This window comes from Nonomuraea sp. NPDC049684, assembly GCF_044465345.1.
Classification (GTDB): Bacteria; Actinomycetota; Actinomycetes; order Streptosporangiales; family Streptosporangiaceae; genus Nonomuraea.
In genome coordinates this window covers 183,210-199,630 of sequence record NZ_JBITLO010000018.1, presented here as the reverse complement: position 1 = coordinate 199,630, position 16,421 = coordinate 183,210, and the positions used below count along the sequence as shown (strand labels likewise).

General features: G+C 74.1%; 10 protein-coding genes. 4 read left to right on the top strand and 6 right to left on the bottom strand.

What is annotated here, in order from left to right:
* Positions 1 to 336 precede the first annotated feature (336 nt).
* The 4 genes from ACIBST_RS41350 to ACIBST_RS41335 are packed head-to-tail and all read right to left on the bottom strand — an operon-like array spanning position 337 to position 3,064.
* Entirely contained in the window at positions 337 to 1,134 is a 798-nt protein-coding gene (locus tag ACIBST_RS41350; protein WP_397178965.1) for an ABC transporter permease, read from the bottom strand.
* Positions 1,131 to 2,099: an ABC transporter ATP-binding protein gene (locus tag ACIBST_RS41345; RefSeq protein ID WP_397178964.1), complete on the bottom strand. Its 969-nt coding sequence runs from the start codon at positions 2,097 to 2,099 to the stop codon at positions 1,131 to 1,133. The genes ACIBST_RS41350 and ACIBST_RS41345 overlap by 4 nt, the downstream gene beginning before the upstream one ends.
* Entirely contained in the window at positions 2,096 to 2,518 is a 423-nt protein-coding gene (locus ACIBST_RS41340; protein WP_397178963.1) for a hypothetical protein, read from the bottom strand. The genes ACIBST_RS41345 and ACIBST_RS41340 overlap by 4 nt, the downstream gene beginning before the upstream one ends.
* Before the next feature lie 3 nt (positions 2,519 to 2,521).
* The gene (locus ACIBST_RS41335) at positions 2,522 to 3,064 is read right to left on the bottom strand and encodes a helix-turn-helix domain-containing protein (RefSeq protein ID WP_397178962.1); all 543 of its coding nucleotides are present in this window, start codon (positions 3,062 to 3,064) and stop codon (positions 2,522 to 2,524) included.
* A gap of 103 nt (positions 3,065 to 3,167) precedes the next feature.
* Between ACIBST_RS41335 and ACIBST_RS41330 the strand changes: the two genes are divergently transcribed.
* The 3 genes from ACIBST_RS41330 (at position 3,168) to ACIBST_RS41320 (ending at position 10,290) form a co-directional block, all read left to right on the top strand.
* The gene (locus tag ACIBST_RS41330) at positions 3,168 to 4,301 is read left to right on the top strand and encodes a sensor histidine kinase (protein ID WP_397178961.1); all 1,134 of its coding nucleotides are present in this window, start codon (positions 3,168 to 3,170) and stop codon (positions 4,299 to 4,301) included.
* Positions 4,302 to 4,414: 113 nt separating this feature from the next.
* The gene (locus ACIBST_RS41325; RefSeq protein ID WP_397178960.1) at positions 4,415 to 5,602 is read left to right on the top strand and encodes an ROK family protein; all 1,188 of its coding nucleotides are present in this window, start codon (positions 4,415 to 4,417) and stop codon (positions 5,600 to 5,602) included.
* A 290-nt stretch (positions 5,603 to 5,892) separates the two neighbouring features.
* Positions 5,893 to 10,290: a ThuA domain-containing protein gene (locus ACIBST_RS41320; protein ID WP_397178959.1), complete on the top strand. Its 4,398-nt coding sequence runs from the start codon at positions 5,893 to 5,895 to the stop codon at positions 10,288 to 10,290.
* Between the two features lie 49 nt (positions 10,291 to 10,339).
* On the opposite strand, the gene ACIBST_RS41315 is transcribed toward ACIBST_RS41320, so the two are convergent.
* Both ACIBST_RS41315 and ACIBST_RS41310 read right to left on the bottom strand, forming a co-directional pair.
* Entirely contained in the window at positions 10,340 to 11,899 is a 1,560-nt protein-coding gene (locus ACIBST_RS41315; protein ID WP_397178958.1) for a DUF5722 domain-containing protein, read from the bottom strand.
* Between the two features lie 89 nt (positions 11,900 to 11,988).
* A complete protein-coding gene (locus tag ACIBST_RS41310; RefSeq protein ID WP_397178957.1) occupies positions 11,989 to 13,026 on the bottom strand; it encodes a LacI family DNA-binding transcriptional regulator in 1,038 nt (345 codons plus the stop codon).
* Positions 13,027 to 13,209: 183 nt separating this feature from the next.
* On the opposite strand from ACIBST_RS41310, the gene ACIBST_RS41305 reads away from it, so the two are divergent.
* Positions 13,210 to 16,419: a family 78 glycoside hydrolase catalytic domain gene (locus ACIBST_RS41305; protein ID WP_397178956.1), complete on the top strand. Its 3,210-nt coding sequence runs from the start codon at positions 13,210 to 13,212 to the stop codon at positions 16,417 to 16,419.
* Positions 16,420 to 16,421: the final 2 nt, after the last annotated feature.

Below are 16,421 nucleotides of genomic sequence, written 5' to 3'. Positions count from 1 at the left end.
AGCTGCTGGCCATCTGGAACATCGCCGACACGGAGAACGCCTTCTACAACTGCGTCGACCTCCAGGTGGGCCCCGGCGGCCCGACGCCGACCCCCCCCCCCCCCCCCCCGCCCCCCCCCCCCCCCCCCCCCCCCCCCCCCCGGGGCTCCACCGGTTCCCGCGCCCGGGGCTCCACCGGTCCCCGCGTCCGGGGCTCCATGTCCTCCAGCATGGGGGCGTGCCCGGTCCCGGGCAGTAGCCCGACGGTCGCGCCGGGGACCGTCCGGTAGCCGGTAGCCGGCGGCCGAGGACGAACGCCATCTCCGGTCGTCCTGGCCGAAGATCACCAGCAGCGGGTCAGGCGACGTCCCGGCGCAGCGGACGCAGGACGGCGGCCGCGCTCGCCAGCGCCGCGTACGCCAGCAGGACCAGCGCCCCGGCGGCCGGTGACAGCAGCCGGACCGGCTCGCTGGACAGCTGGGCGGCCAGCGCGTCGGCCACGGCGGTGAAGTCGGTCAGCGCCGAGGTCGCGCCGCCGGGCAGCCACGGGTACAGCTCCCGCACGCCGGGGATCATGATCAGTGCCAGCTCGCCGCCGTACAGGTAGCCGATCACCACGCACAGCGCCGCGACCTGGTTGCGGATCAGCGCGCCGACGCCCACGCCGAGCACCACGTAGACCGCCATCGCCACGCCCAGCCGGGCCAGCAGCGCCACGATCGTCCCGGCGGGCAGGCCCAGCTCGGCGCCGCGGGCCGCGGCCACGCCGAACAGCGCCGCCCCGGCCGCGCCGGCCAGCACCAGCCCGTACGCCAGACCCGCCACCGCGTAGGCGACGAGCTTGGCCACCAGCACCCGCCACCGGTCCGGCGCGAACAGGAAGGTGAAGTTCACCGTGCGGTGCCGGTACTCCGACGTGACGGCGAGCGTCCCGACGGCGGCCGGCACGAAGGCGGTGAACCCGAGGAACCCCAGGACGGCCCGCACCCCCGCCTCGGTGTCCAGCCCCGGCATCGGCGGCTCGAAGTTCTCCGGCCCGACCACGGCCAGCAGCCCGATCAGCCCGCCCCCGAGCAGGACGGCCGTCAGCGGCAGGCCCCACCACATCCTGGTGGCCAGCAGCCGCCGGAACTCCGCACGCACGAACCCGCTCACGCCGCCGCCTCCCCACCCGCGCCCGCCGACTCCCGCACGCCCGCCGCCTCCTCGCCCGCGCCCGCCCGTTCCTGCACGCCCGGCGCCTGGCCGGTGAGGCCGAGGAAGAGCCGTTCCAGGGGCGGGCGTTCGGTGGTCAGGCCGTGGACCGGCAGCCCGCGGGCCGCGGCCAAGGCGGCGACCCGGACCGGATCGAGGCCGCGGACCCGCAGGTCGTGCGGGCCGGTCACGTCCACCTGCGCGGCCTCGGCGGCCAGCGCCGCGCGCAGGGCGGCGGCGTCGGGGGTGCGCACCAGCACGTCCGGCTCGGCGCCGCACAGCTCGCGCAGGGGGCCGGCGGCCAGCAGCCGCCCCCGCCCGATGACCACCACGTCGTCGGCGACCTGCTCCACCTCGGCCAGCACGTGGCTGGAGACCAGCACCGTCCGCCCCTGCGCGGCCATCCCGCGCAGGAACGAGCGCAGCCACGCCGCCCCCTCGGGGTCCAGGCCGTTGCCCGGCTCGTCCAGCAGCAGCACCCGGGGGTCGCCGAGCAGGGCGGTGGCCAGGTTGAGCCGCTGCCGCATCCCGGTGGACAGGGCGCCGGTCGCCCGCCCGGCGGCTCCGGCCAGGCCCACCAGGCCCAGCAGGTCGCCGACCCGGCGATCGGGATGGCCGCCCATCGCGGCGTAGACGCGCAGATGGTCGCGGACCGAGTGCCGGGGGTGGAAGGAGGCTGCGTCGAAGGTCGCGCCCACCACGGTGGTCGGGCGCGGCAGGTCACGGTAGCGGCGGCCGCCGATCGTCACGCCGCCGCTGGTGGGGGTGACGTGGCCGACCATCATGCGCATCGTCGTGGTCTTCCCGGCGCCGTTGAGGCCGAGGAACGCGGTGACCGCCCCGGGCCGGACCGTGAAGCTGAGGTCGTCGACGGCGGTCAGCGCGCCGTACCGCTTGGTCAGGCCGGTGACCTCGACGCCGGTCACGCGGCCGCCGCCCGTACCGCTGCCTGGACCGCTGCCTGGACCGCCGCCTGGACCGCTGCCTGGACCGCTGCCTGGATCGCGGCGGCGGCCCGGCCGGCGTCGGGGACCGAGAGGACCACCTCGTCGAACTCGCCGCCGGAGGCGGCGCGGTCGAGCAGCAGGTGCACCGCAGGCGTGTCGCCGGTCACCGACACGAGCTGCCGCCGCCCGCCGAACAGGCCCCACACGCCGATCTTGACGTGGCCCGCCACGCTCAGCCCCTTGCGCGCCCCGCGCGGGACGCGCAGCGGATCGCCCGCGACCCGCACCTCCCGCACGGACGCGAGCGGGCACGCGTACCGGCCGTGACCGGTGAGCAACCGCTCCCAGCGGCCGAGTTCGATCGTGACCAGACCCTCGTCGACGTACATCGTTGCCATGGTTCAGCCTTCCTTCAGGGGGAGCAGGACAGTCGCCAGCAAGCGCGGCGTACGCCCCTGTCCCGGCTCGTTCGCCAGCAGGGGGCGCAGCAGCTCGGCGAACCCCGTGGCGAAGGCGACGAACTCCTCGTCGTCCAGGTGCAGGACCACCTGCTGGTATCCGGCGCCGTCGGCGGCCAGATCGACGCGCTCGCGGTCGAGGTAGCGCGCGAACTCCGACAGCAGGCTGCCGGCGAACGCGGTGAACCACCGCGCGTGGTCCTCCGCCGACGCCGTGGCCAGGGCCTCGGGGGACGGCGTCAGGCCGCCCCCGGGCACCGCGTAGACCCGTTCGGTCGCTCCGCCGACCTTGTGCTCCTCGACGACCTCCAGCATCCCGGCCTTGGCCAGCGTCGCGATCTGCCGGTAGAGCGTCGCCTGCGGCACGTCGGGCAGCAGGGCCGCCAGCTCCGAGGGCGTACGGCGGCCCCCGGCGGCGGCGCGCAGGATGCGGATGCGCACGGGATGCAGCGCCAGCTCGGCCCAGCGCTCTGTCGAGGTCGTCACGCTTCACACGTTATCACTATCGAGAATGAGAATGACAACAACATGGCATTTCCGCATGTCAGCGGCCTTACGGGGGTATGTGGCGCCTGAGGGGGACCCGGTGATGGGAGCGACGGTCGGATACCAGGCGGCGTTCGAGGCGCTGCCGTGTCCCTGCATGCTGCTCACCCGGGGCCAGGTCGTGCTCGCCGTCAACGACGCCTACCTGCGGATGACCGGCCAGGACCGGGCGGAGGTCGTCGGCCGCGCCCTGCTCGGCGCGGCCCCGGTGCTGGGCGGCCTGAGCGAGCCGGGCGCGGCGAAGGTGCGCGCCTCGCTGGAGCGGGTGGCCGCCACCGCCGCCGGCGACGTCGTGCCGCTGCTGCGCGACGACTGGGATCCGCCCGGCCGGCGCCACTGGCGCCTGGCGAACGCCCCGGTGCTCGACCCGTCGGGCGAGGTGACGGAGATCGTCGTCGTGTTCGAGGACGTCACCGGGTCGCTCGAACCCCGGCCCGCCGCCCGGGTCTCCGGCCCCCTGAAGGGCGACGCGCTGCTGCACCAGGCCTACCGCCAGGAGCAGCAGAAGGTCTCCATGCTGCACGAGACGATCGAGCACCAGCAGCGGTTCGTCTTCGACGCCGCCCACGACCTGCGCAACCCGATCACCGGCCTGCTGACCGAGCTGGAGGAGGCCCTGTCCGACCCCGGCGCCGACCTCCGCCGGACCCTGCGCAGCCTGCACCGGGACGCCGAGCGGCTCAACGACATCGTCGGCGACCTGCTCGCCCTGGCCCGCCTCTACACCGCCCCGCCGCCCGGCGCCGACCTCGTCGATCTGGCCCGCCTGGTGGTGGAGGAGCTGGACGCGCATCCGCCGAGCGCGTCCGTCCTGACCCGGCTGGAGGAGGGCGTGGTGGTCCGCGCCTCGCGGGTGCGGCTGGCCCGGCTGCTGTCCAACCTGGTCGCCAACGCCGAGCGCCACACCACCAGCAGGATCGAGTTCGTGGTCGCCGCCGCGCCGCCGTACGCCGTCCTGGAGGTCATCGACGACGGGCCCGGCATCCCGTCCGAGGAGCGCGAGCGCATCTTCCACCGGCTGTACCGGCAGGAGCAGGCGCGCTCGCTGGACGCCGGCGGCTCGGGCTTCGGCCTGCCGATCGCCCGCGAGATCGCCCACGCCTACGGAGGCGACCTCTTCGTGGCCGACCACCCGGGCGGCGCCCGCTTCGTCCTGAGGCTCCCGCTGGCGACGTGATCGGCTCCGGGATCGACGCCCTTATGTCGATGCTCAGCCATAAGTCGTGCGCCGGTCGGCGAAGATAGACTTGGGCTCCTCTGAAGTGGCTGCCGTCATCGGCGGAGAGGCTGGTGTTGACTCTGGACACGCTCAACGGCGCGACGGCGGGGGCCGGCGCGCTGCTCTCCCTGCTGCGGGACGGGCCTCCGCGCACCCGGACCGAGCTGGTGCAGCTCACCGGGCTGGCCCGGTCCACCGTGTCCCTGCGCCTCGACGCCCTGCTCCGCCACCGCTGGGTGCTGCCCGCCGACGACGTCGTCTCCTCGGGCGGGCGGCCCGCGGCCATGTTCGCCTTCAACCGCACCGCCCGGCTCGTCCTGGCCGCCGACCTGGGCGTCACGCACGAGCGGGTGGCGATCACCGACCTCGGCGGCGCGGTGCTGGCCGAGCGCACCGCCGACGCGCCGATCGACCAGGGCCCCGAGGCGACGCTCGGGCGGCTCGCGCGCACGTTCGCCGACCTGCTCGACGAGAGCGGCCGCGACCTGGCCGACGTGTGCGGGGCGGGCATCGGCCTGCCGGGCCCGGTCGAGTACCCGACGGGCCGCCCGGTCAACCCGCCCCTCATGCCGGGCTGGGACCGGTTCCCGGTGCCCGAGTGGCTGGGGGAGCGGCTGGGCGTGCCGGTCTTCGTGGACAACGACGTCAACATCATGGCGCTCGGCGAGCAGCGCGCCGGACGGCAGGCGACCGGCCAGCTCGTCTTCGTCAAGATCGGCACCGGCATCGGCTGCGGCGTGATCTCCGACGGCCGCCTCCACCGGGGCGCGCAGGGCGCGGCCGGCGACATCGGCCACATCCGGGTCGCCACCGCCGACGACGCCGTGCTGTGCCACTGCGGCAACGTGGGCTGCCTGGAGGCCCTGGCCGGCGGGGCCGCGCTGGCCGCCCGCATCTCGGCCACCGGCGTGCCCGCCGCGGGCGGCCGGGACGTCGTCGCGCTGCTGCGCGCCGGCAACCGCGACGCCGCCCAGCTCGTCCGCCAGGCCGGGCGCGAGATCGGCGACGTGCTGGCCACGATCGTCAACTTCTTCAACCCGGCCGCCATCGTGATCGGCGGCGACCTGGCCGACGCCGGTGAGCACCTGCTGGCGGGGGTGCGCGAGGCCATCTACAAGCGCTCGCTGCCGCTGGCCACCCAGCACCTGCGCATCCAGGTCAGCGAGCTGGGCGACCGGGCGGGCGTCATCGGGGCGGCCGTCATGGTGCTGGAGCACGTCCTGGCCCCGGAGGCGGTCGACAGCGCCCTGGCCGGCTGACCGCGTCCGCGAAAGCGCCCGCCTGCCCGCGGCAGGCGGGGCGCTTCGCCGTTCCGGCCACGGACCGAAACCGTTTCGTCTGGGACTTAACGGACTTTCGTTGACAATCATCAAAAGTCAGATCTACTGTCGCGATCTACGAAGGTTCTTCGATCGTCCGCCAATGGAACCCTCCCTCCCGGTCCACCCCCCACGGAAAGGGAACCTCCGCGATGCCTCCCAGGACGCCCCCCGGCAGACCCACCCGTGCCGCCCGATGGACGGCGCGGGTCAGCGCCGTCCTCCTGGCCATGTCGAGCGCCGTCGTGCTCACCGTGGCCGCCTCGCCCGCCCCGCCCGCCCGCGCCCACGCCGCCATCGACCCCGCCGACTACCAGCGCGTCGAGCTGGCCAAGGGCGTGGCCGAGATGGGCGAGCCGATGACCATGGCCGTGCTGCCCGACCTGTCGGTGCTGCACACGGCCCGCGACGGGACGCTGCGCCGCACCGACGCCCAGGGACAGACCACCGTGATCGGGACGCTGCCCGTCTACACCCACGACGAGGAGGGCCTCCAGGGCGTAGCCGTGGACCCCGGCTTCACCGCCAACCGGACCATCTACCTCTACTACGCCCCGCGCCTGAGCACGCCGTCCGGCGACGCCCCCGCGACCGGCGCCGACTGGTCGGCCTGGCAGGGCGTCAACCGCCTGGCCCGGTTCACCCTCAAGCCCGACTGGACGCTCGACACGGCCTCGCAGCGGACCGTCCTCGACGTGGCCGCCGACCGCGGCATGTGCTGCCACGTCGGCGGCGACATGGACTTCGACGCCCAGGGCAACCTCTACCTGTCCACCGGCGACGACTCCAACCCCTTCGACTCGGCCGGCTACGCCCCCATCGACGAGCGCCCCGACCGCAACCCCGTCTACGACGCCCAGCGCAGCGCCGGCAACACCAACGACCTGCGCGGCAAGATCCTGCGCATCAAGGTCAACCCCGCCGACGGCACCTACACGATCCCCGCGGGCAACCTCTTCCCGCCGGGCACCGCGCGGACCAGGCCCGAGATCTACGCCATGGGCTTCCGCAACCCGTTCAGGATGACCGTGGACAAGGCCACCGGCGTGGTCTACGTCGGCGACTACGGCCCCGACGCCGGCAGCACCGACCCGGCCCGCGGGCCCGCCGGGCAGGTCGAGTTCGACCGCGTCACCGGCCCCGGCAACTACGGCTGGCCGTACTGCACCGGGACCAACACGCTGGCCGAGACCTACAACGACTACACCTTCCCCTCGGGCCCGTCGGGCCAGAAGTACGACTGCGCCGCCGGCGGCCCGGCCAACGACTCGCCGCGCAACACCGGCCTGGCCAAGCTCCCGCCCGCCAAGCCCGCCTGGATCAGGTACGGCGGCGACGCCGGCTCGCCGCCCGAGTTCGGCAGCGGCTCGGAGTCGCCGATGGGCGGCCCGATCTACCGCTACGACGCCGCCCTGAACTCCGCCGTCAAGTTCCCCCAGGACCTCGACGGGCACTTCTTCGCCGGCGAGTTCGGCCGCAAGTGGATCAAGGCCGTCGACGTGGCCGCCGACGGCACGCGCGGCGAGATCGCCGCCTTCCCATGGACCGGCACGCAGGTGATGGACCTGGCCTTCGGGCCCGACGGCGCGCTCTACGTCCTGGACTACGGCTCGGGCTACTTCGGCGGCGACGCCAACTCCGCCCTCTACCGCGTCGAGTACATCAAGGACCGGAACCGCTCGCCGGTCGCGGTCGCCAAGGCCGACAAGACCTCCGGCAAGCTCCCGCTCACCGTGGCCTTCTCCAGCGCCGGCTCCGCCGACCCCGAGGGCGGCGCGCTCACCTACGCCTGGGACTTCGGCGACGGCACCACCTCCACCGCCCCGAACCCGACCAAGACCTACACCACCGAGGGCAGGTTCACCGCCACGCTCACCGTGCGCGACCCCCAGGGCAACGCCGGAACCGCCGGCGTGGTCATCACGGCCGGCAACACCGCCCCCGCCGTGACCATCGGCACGCCCGCCCCCGGGACGCTGTTCACCTGGGGCGACACCGTGCCCTTCACCATCGGGGTGACCGACCCCGAGGACGCGCAGATCGACTGCGCCAAGGTGCGGATGACGTACGTCCTCGGCCACGACAGCCACGGCCACCAGATCACCTCGAAGAACGGCTGCGCGGGCGAGCTGACCATCCCGGCCGACGGCGAGCACGACGACGCGGCCAACATCTTCGCCGTCTTCGACGCCGAGTACACCGACCAGGGCGGCCTGACCACCCACACCCAGCACGTCCTGCAACCACGCCACCGCCAGGCCGAGCACTACGCGACGATGTCCGGCGTCTCGCAGATCTCCAAGGCCGCCGCGCACGGCGGCAGGACGGTCGGCGACGTGCACAACGGCGACTGGATCGCCTTCACCCCCTACCGCCTCGACGACGCCAGGACCTTCCGGGCGCGGGTCTCCTCGGGCGGCGTCGGCGGCTCCATCGAGGTGCGCACGGGCTCGCCCACCGGGCCGCTGCTCGGCAAGGCCGCCGTCCCGGTGACGGGCGGCTGGGAGACATTCACCGACGTGCAGGCCCCGCTGTCCGGCGCGACCGCCGCGTCCACCACGCTCTACCTGGTCTTCACCGGAGGCGCCGGGGCGCTGTTCGACCTCGACGACTTCACCCTGGCCGAGGAGGCGATGGCGGTCGGCCCGATCCGCGCCGCCGACGGCAGGTGCGTGGACGTCGCCGGCGCCGGCACCGCCGACGGCACCAAGGTGCAGCTCTACACCTGCAACGGCACGAACGCCCAGAACTGGACCGTCGACGGCCAGACCGTCAAGGCGCTCGGCAAGTGCCTCGACGTGGCCGGCGCCAACAGCGCCGACGGCACCAAGGTGCAGATCTGGACCTGCAACGGCACGGGCGCGCAGAAGTGGACCGCCGAGGGCGGCGCGCTCAAGGCGCTCGGCAAGTGCCTCGACGCCACCGACCCGGCCCAGCTCGTCATCAGGACGTGCAACGGCGGCACGGCCCAGAGGTTCACCACGGCGACCCCCGCCGCCGGCGGCCCCGCCGTCCTGGTCTTCTCCCGTACGGCGGGGTTCCGGCACGACTCGATCGCGGCGGGCGTCCAGGCGATCAGGGATCTCGGGTTCGGCGTGACCGCCACCGAGGACCCGGCCGCCTTCACCGCGGCGAACCTGGCCGCGTACAAGGCGGTCGTCTTCCTCAACACCACCGGTGACGTGCTCGACGCCGCGCAGCAGACGGCGTTCGAGGCGTACGTCAGGGCGGGCGGCGGCTACGCCGGCATCCACGCGGCCGCCGACACCGAGTACGACTGGCCCTGGTACGGCGGCCTCGTCGGCGCCTGGTTCGCCGCCCACCCGGCGGTGCAGAAGGCGACGGTCAAGGTCGAGGACCGCGCCCACCCGGCGACCGCCCACCTGGACGCCACCTGGCCGCGGACGGACGAATGGTACGACTACCGGACCAACGCCAGGACCGGCGCCCACGTGCTGGCCACCCTGGACGAGTCGACGTACTCGGGCGGCACGATGGGCGCCGACCACCCGATCGCCTGGTGCAAGCCGTACGACGGGGGGCGGTCCTTCTACACCGGCGGCGGGCACACCGCGGAGTCCTTCGCCGAGCCCGCCTTCCGGCAGCACCTGCGCGGCGGCCTGGCCTACGCCACCGGCCAGGCCAAGGCCGACTGCCGCCCCGAGACCGGCTACACCACCCTCTACAACGGCTCGACCACCGGCTGGGAGCAGGCCGGGCCGGGCGGGTTCGCCAACGCCGGCGGCACGCTGACCTCGCAGGGCGGCATGGGCCTGCTCTGGTACAAGGCCAAGGAGTACACCACCTCCTACTCGCTCAAGCTGGACTGGAAGCTGGCCGGTGACGACAACTCCGGCGTCTTCGTCGGCTTCCCGCCCTCGTCCGACCCGTCCTCGGCGGTGAACAACGGCTACGAGATCCAGATCGACGCCACCGACTCCCCGGACCGGACCACCGGCTCGGTCTACGGCTTCAAGGCCGCCGACCTCGCCGCCCGCGACGCCGCGCTGAACCCGCCGGGGGAGTGGAACACCTACGAGATCCGGGTCGAGGGCGAGCGCCTGCGGGTCTTCCTCAACGGCGTGCAGATCAACGACTTCACCAACACCGACCCGGCCCGCTCGCTGAAGAACGGGCACATCGGCATCCAGAACCACAGCGACGCCGACCAGGCGTCCTTCCGCAACATCCGGATCAAGGAGCTCGGCCCGCCGGCCGGGGACTCCGTCGTCCAGGCCGAGACCTGGGCGCAGGCGTCCGGCGTGGCCACCTACCCGCACGCGCCCGCGCACGGCGGCACCGTGCTCGGCTACGTCAACCCGGGCGACTGGGCGGCCTACGACGTGGACCTCACCGGGGTCACCGGGTTCCGGGCGCGGGTGGCCTCGCCGGGGCCGTCCGGCGGCTTCGAGCTCCGTACCGGCTCGCCGACGGGGCCGGTGCTCGGCGCCGTCACCGTGCCGAACACCGGCGGCTGGGAGTCCTACGCCGACGTCTCCACGGCGCTGACCGGCGTGCCCTCCGGCACGACCCGGCTGTACCTGACGTTCACCGGCGCGAACTTCGACGTCGACGACTTCACCCTGGTCCGCGCCGCGGCCAGGACTCCGGCGAAGCGGACCCGGTAGCCGCCGGGCCGGTGGCCGTCACGCGGACGGCCACCGGCCCGGGACGGGGTCAGGACAGCGCGTAGCCGAGGACCTGCTCGTGGATCAGGCCCTCGCAGCCCGCCTGGTCGGTGACCAGGTGGTCGCCGCTCGCGGCCCGGCACCGGTGCAGCGCGACCGATCCGGGCACCTGGCTGGTGTAGACGTGCCCGACCGGGCCCATCGGGAACTGGCCCTCGCAGCCGGGGTCGCGGGTGAGCATGGTGTGCGCGCCGACCTTGCACTCGTACAGGGGCACGGTGCCGGCCGCCTGGTTGCGCAGCAGCTTCCACACGCGCTCCTGGGTGAAGCCGGGCGGCAGCAGCCGGGAGCTGGCCACGTGCCCCTTGCTCGCCTGGTAGCCGCGCCGGAGCTGGGTGTGGGGCAGCAGCTCGAAGCCGCACGACAACTGCGGGGGCGACAGGTCGTTCCGGTTGGCCAGCGCCCACGTCGACCACGCCGGCTTGGCCGAGCCGTCGGTACGGCGCAGCCCCACGCCGAGGCCGGCGGCCGTCTCGTCCGGATGGTCGCTCATGCGGTGCCAGACGTAGCTCTCGATGCCCGGCGTGCCGAGGACGTTGCGGAAGGAGTTGCACAACTGCGACGCCTGCGCGGCCTCCGACGAGGGCGACAACGAGTTCACGCCGCTCTCGGTGAGCTGCACCTGCCAGGCCGACGGCGTGTTCGGGAACTGCTGGCGCAGCCAGCCGACCAGCACGCCGATGTTGCCGTAGGTGACCTTCGGGAAGTCGTCGGCGGAGAACTGCGGCGCCAGCAGGTTCGGCGGGTAGGGGTGGTAGGCGACCCGCCAGGCCCGGTTGCCGGCCCGCGCGGCCAGGCCCTTGAGCACGGTCATGCCCGACAGCATCGCGTCGGAGGCGGCCGGCTGGTCGTAGGCGGTGCCGAAGTGGTGGTCGAGCGAGGTGAGCACCTTCGCCGTGGGCTGCTGGGCCATGACGGCGTCGTAGGCGGCGTTGTAGTTCGCGGCGATCGCGTCCAGCCAGGCGGTCGTGCCGCAGGCCGTGCCCTGGCCGCAGCCGATGTCGAACCAGGTGTTGCTGTTGACCTCGTTCATGACGACGAAGTCGGCGATGCGGCCGTTGCCGTGCTGCCCGTCGTAGCGCTGGGCCAGCATGCCGGCGAAGCGGCCGTAGTCGGCGGGGTCGTCGGGGACGCAGAACTTCTCGAACCCGGGGGCGGCGGGCGTGCAGGGACGGGCCCCGCGCGCCCAGGCCGGGGTGCCGTAGACGACGGCGGTGACGACGAGACCGCGGCCGGTCCAGTCCCTGATGGCGGCGTCGACGGCCGAGCCGACGGTGAAGCAGCGCCCGCCGAACTCCTGCGCGCCCGCCGCGCACGGCGGCGTCCGCACGCTGGGCTCCCAGTCGGCCCAGATGAGGTTCATGGCGACGCCGCCGGCGTTGTTGCCGGCGATCTCGTTCTTGTCGGGCCAGAAGTCCGGTTGCAGGCCCTTGATGCGGTAGTCGGACCTGACCGGGTACGGCAGAGCGGCGGCAGCGGTGGCGGCGGCGGCCGGAGCGGCCGGGAGGAGCAGTAAGAGGACGGCGGCGATACGGGCAACCCAACCCATGGGACCTCCTGGATTTAAACGTCTCAACAATGAGGCCCAGAAGGCGGCCAGGCAAGACCCGATTTCCTGCGGCGAACCGGCTTGAAACGTCACTGAGGAACGGTCGAGGCCCTGACCATGAGCTCCGGCTGGAAGACGATCTCCTGGTGCCAGTGGTTGGCGTCGCCCCGGGCGTCGGTGAGCAGCAGCTCCGCGGCCGCCTGGCCGAGCTGGTGCTTGGGCTGGCGGACCGAGGTCAGCGACGGCGACAGCAGCTCGGCGAACTCGACGTCGTCGTAGCCCAGGACCGCCATGTCGTGCGGGACGCGCACGCCGCGCCGCTCCAGCCCGCGCAGCGCGCCCAGCGCCACCGTGTCGTTGACGCAGAACAGCGCCGTCGGCCCCTTGCGCGCGGGCAGCCGCTCCAGCGCCGCCTCGCCCTCGCGCGGCGTCAGCGCGGGCAGCGTGACCTCGGTGATCACCTCGTCGGGGTCGAGCCCGGCGGCCCGCACCGCCCTGGCCAGCCCCTCGCGCCGGTCGGCGCACTGGCGCACGATCGGCGGCCCGTTGAGGAAGGCGATGCGCCGGTGGCCGAGCGCGAGCAGGTGGGCGCCGGCCAGCTCGCCGCCCCTGACGTTGTCGACCGCCACCGCGCAGAGCTGGGCGTCGGCGCCCGGCCGGTCGAGCAGCACCATGCCGATGCCGCGCCTGCGCAGCTCCACCAGGTGGGAGATGTCGGGCCCGGCGGGCGTGATGAGGATGCCGGGCACCCGGTGCTGCTCCAGGATCTGCAGGTAGTGGGCCTCCTTCTCGGCCGAGTCGCCGGAGCTGCACAGCACCAGCAGCAGCTGCTCCTGCGACAGCCGGGTCTCGATGCCCGGCAGCACCTCGCTGAAGAACGGGTTGCCGATGTCGCGCACCATCACGCCCACCGAGCGGCCGGAGCCGCCGCGCAGCTGCCGGGCCGGCGCGCTGGGCACGAAGCCGAGCGCCTTGATGGAGGCGCGCACCCGGCGCAAGGTGCGCTCGGCCACCAGCTCGGGCCGGTTGAGCACGTTGGAGACCGTTCCCACGGACACGCCGGCATGAGCCGCGACGTCGACCATGCTGAGCCGGCGGCGCTCGGCCGGCTTGTGGATGTCGGTCACCGGTGGGCAGCCCTTCTGGTCACCTGGCAGAGAGAGCCAGTCTACTGGTTGAAATGTTTCAGCCAAACGACCCTTCGCTGCACGTCTGGAACCGGGGCATTGACGGATGTACCTCACGGTGCCTACGGTGCGCATTGCTTGAAATGTTTCAACTAGCCGGGAGCTCTCTTGTCGCATCTCGCCGTGACCGACCTGCGTGTCGAAGGACTGGCCGAACCACTGGGCCTCGACGTGGACGCGCCGGAGTTCTCCTGGCGGGTCACCGGGGCCGGGCGTGGACGGGCGCAGAGCGCGTACCGGCTGGCCGTGGCCCGGGAGGGCGATCCGGCCGGCGAAGGGGCCGAAGTCGTCTGGGACAGCGGCGTGGTGACCTCGTCCGCGACCTTCGACGTCCCGTACGGCGGCGCCGCGCTGCGGCCGAGGACGCGCTACCAGTGGCGGGTCAAGGCGGCTGACGAGCACGGCGAATGGTCCGGGTGGAGCCCCGCGCACTGGTTCGAGACCGGGCTCGGCGAGGCCGGCGGCTGGATGGCCGGCTGGATCGGCACCCCCATGGTGCCCGGCTCCGAGCGGCTGCCGTCGCTGGAGAACGTGCCGCGCATCTGGGTCGCCGGCCCGCTCGGCCCGTCCGGGTCGCCGGCCGGGGCGTTCCGGACGCGGTTCTCGGTGCCGGGCGGGGCCAGGCCGCTGTCGGCATGGCTGGTGATCGGCGACGGCGGCGGGACCGCGGCGGCCGGGGCGGCCGGGACGGCTGGGGCTGCCGGGGCTGCCGGGGCGGTCGAGGCGGTCGAGGCGTACGTCAACGGGGTGCCGGTCGCGGGGGAGCGGCGGGCGGGCGCGTTCGTGGCCGACGCCGGCGACCTGGTGACCTCGGGCGAGAACGTGCTCGCGATCAAAGCCGCCGGGCCGGGGCTGTGCGTGCGGCTGGAGGTCGTGGTCGAAGGGAGGCCCGCGCTGCCGCAGCTCGTCCCGGTGGCGGGCGAGAGCACGGTGACCGTCACCTCCGGCGGCCGGTGGCGGGCCGAGGACCGGCCGGGCGAGGGCTTCGAGCAGCCCGGCTTCGACGACTCCGGCTGGCGGCTGGCCGAGGAGGTGGGGCTGCACGGCGACCCGCCGCTGGGCCGCGAGCCGGTCGGCGACCGGCCCAGCCCGTACCTGCGGCGCGAGTTCGGCGTGCCGTCGCCGGTGCGCCGGGCCAGGCTGTACGCCACCGCGCTCGGCGTCTACGAGATCCACCTCAACGGCGCCCGGGTCGGCGCCGACCACCTGGCCCCCGGCTGGACCGACTACCGCCACCGCGTCACGTACCAGACCTACGACGTGACGGCGCTGGTGTCGGAGGGACGCAACGCGATCGGCGCGGTCCTCGCCGACGGCTGGTACGCCGGCAACATCAGCTGGTTCGGCTCCTTCCAGTACGGCCGCCGCCTGGCCTTCCGCGCCGAGCTGGAGATCCTGCACGAGGACGGCACCCGCACCAGGCTGCGCACCGACACCGACTGGCGGGCCGGCTCCGGCGCGATCCGCTACGCCGACCTGCAGAACGGCGAGCGGCAGGACCTGGCGGCCGAGCCGCTCGGCTGGACGGCCGCCGGGTTCGACGACTCCGGCTGGGCGCCCGCGGTGCCGGTGAGCCCGCCGGCCGGCCGGGTGACCGCCTCCGTCGCGCCGCCGATCCGCGTGCACGAGGAGGTGGCGCCGGTGCGCGTGTGGGAGCACCGGCCCGGCGTGTGGATCGCCGACTTCGGCCAGAACCTGGTCGGCTGGGTCCGGCTCACCGGCCGCGCCGGCCGCGACCGCCCGGTGGTGCTGCGGCACGCCGAGGTCCTCGACCACGAGGGCGGCCTGCACCTGGCCAACCTGCGCTCGGCCCGCGCCACGGACGAGTTCCTGCCGCGCGGCGAGCAGGCCGAGACGTTCGAGCCGAGGTTCACCTTCCACGGCTTCCGGTACGCCGAGGTGTCGGGCCTGCGTGCGGCCCCCGAGTCGATCACCGCCAGGGTGGCCCACGCCGCGATGGAGCCGGCCGGCGAGTTCACCTGCTCCGACGAGCGGCTCGACCGGTTGCAGCGCAACATCGTGTGGGGGCAGCGCGGCAATTTCCTGGCCGTCCCCACCGACTGCCCGCAGCGGGACGAGCGGCTCGGCTGGACCGGCGACATCTGGGCCTTCGCCCCGACCGCCCTGTTCAACTACGACGCCGCCGCGTTCCTGCGGAGCTGGCTGACCGACGTCGTCGACGCCCAGGGCCAGGACGGCGCGGTCCCCCACGTGGTCCCCGACGTGCTGTCGGGCCGCGGCCTATCGCCGAACCCCAAGGAGGCCGGCTCGCCCGGCTGGGGCGACGCGCTGGTGATGCTGCCGTGGGCGCTGCACCGGCTGCGCGGCGACGCCCGTGTGGTCGCCGCCTGCTTCGAGCCGATGCTGCGCTGGCTGGCCTACCTGGACCGGCGCTCCGAGAACGGCATCTTCCCCGACGAGGGGTTCGGCGACTGGCTGTCGATCGGCGCCGAGACCCCCAAGCGGCTCGTAGGCACGGCGATCTTCGCGCTGTCGGCCCGGCAGCTCGCCGGGCTGGCCGCCGCGCTCGGCCGCGACGCCGACGAGCGGTTCTGCCTGGAGCTGTACGAACGGGTGCGCCGGGCCTTCCGCGCGGCCTTCGTCGAGGGCCCAGGCGTGGTGGCGAGCGGCACGCAGACCGCGTACGTGCTGGCCGTCACCGCCGGGCTGCTGGAGGAGCACGAGCTGCCCAGGGCCGCGGCCCGGCTGGCCGGCGACGTCGAGGCGCGCGGCGGCCACCTGTCGACCGGGTTCCTCGGCACGCCGTACCTGCTGGACGCGCTCACCTCGACCGGGCGGCTGGACGTGGCCTACCGGCTGCTGACGCAGGACACCTTCCCGTCCTGGCTCTACCCGGTCGTGCACGGCGACGCGACGACCATGTGGGAGCGCTGGGACTCCTGGAGCCACCACCGCGGGCTCCAGGACCCCGGCATGAACTCCTTCAACCACTACGCCTACGGCGCCGTCGGCGACTGGATGTACCGGACGGTCGGCGGCCTGGCCCCCGGCTCGCCCGGCTACGCCGACATCGTCGTGCGGCCCCGCCCCGGCGGCGGGATCGGCTGGGCGCGGACCGCCCACCGCACCCGGCACGGCCAGGTGGAGATCTCCTGGCGGCTGACGGACGGCCGCCTGGCCCTGGACGTCGTCGTGCCGCCCAACACCCGCGCCGAGGTGCACGTGCCCGCGCCGCCGGAACGGGTGACCGAGGGCGGCCGGCCGGCGGCCGAGGCGGAGGGCGTGACCTTCGACCGCCTCGACAAGGGGGCCGCGGTCTACCGGGTCGGCGCGGGCTCGTACGCGTTCCGCACCACCGCTGAGAGGCATTGACG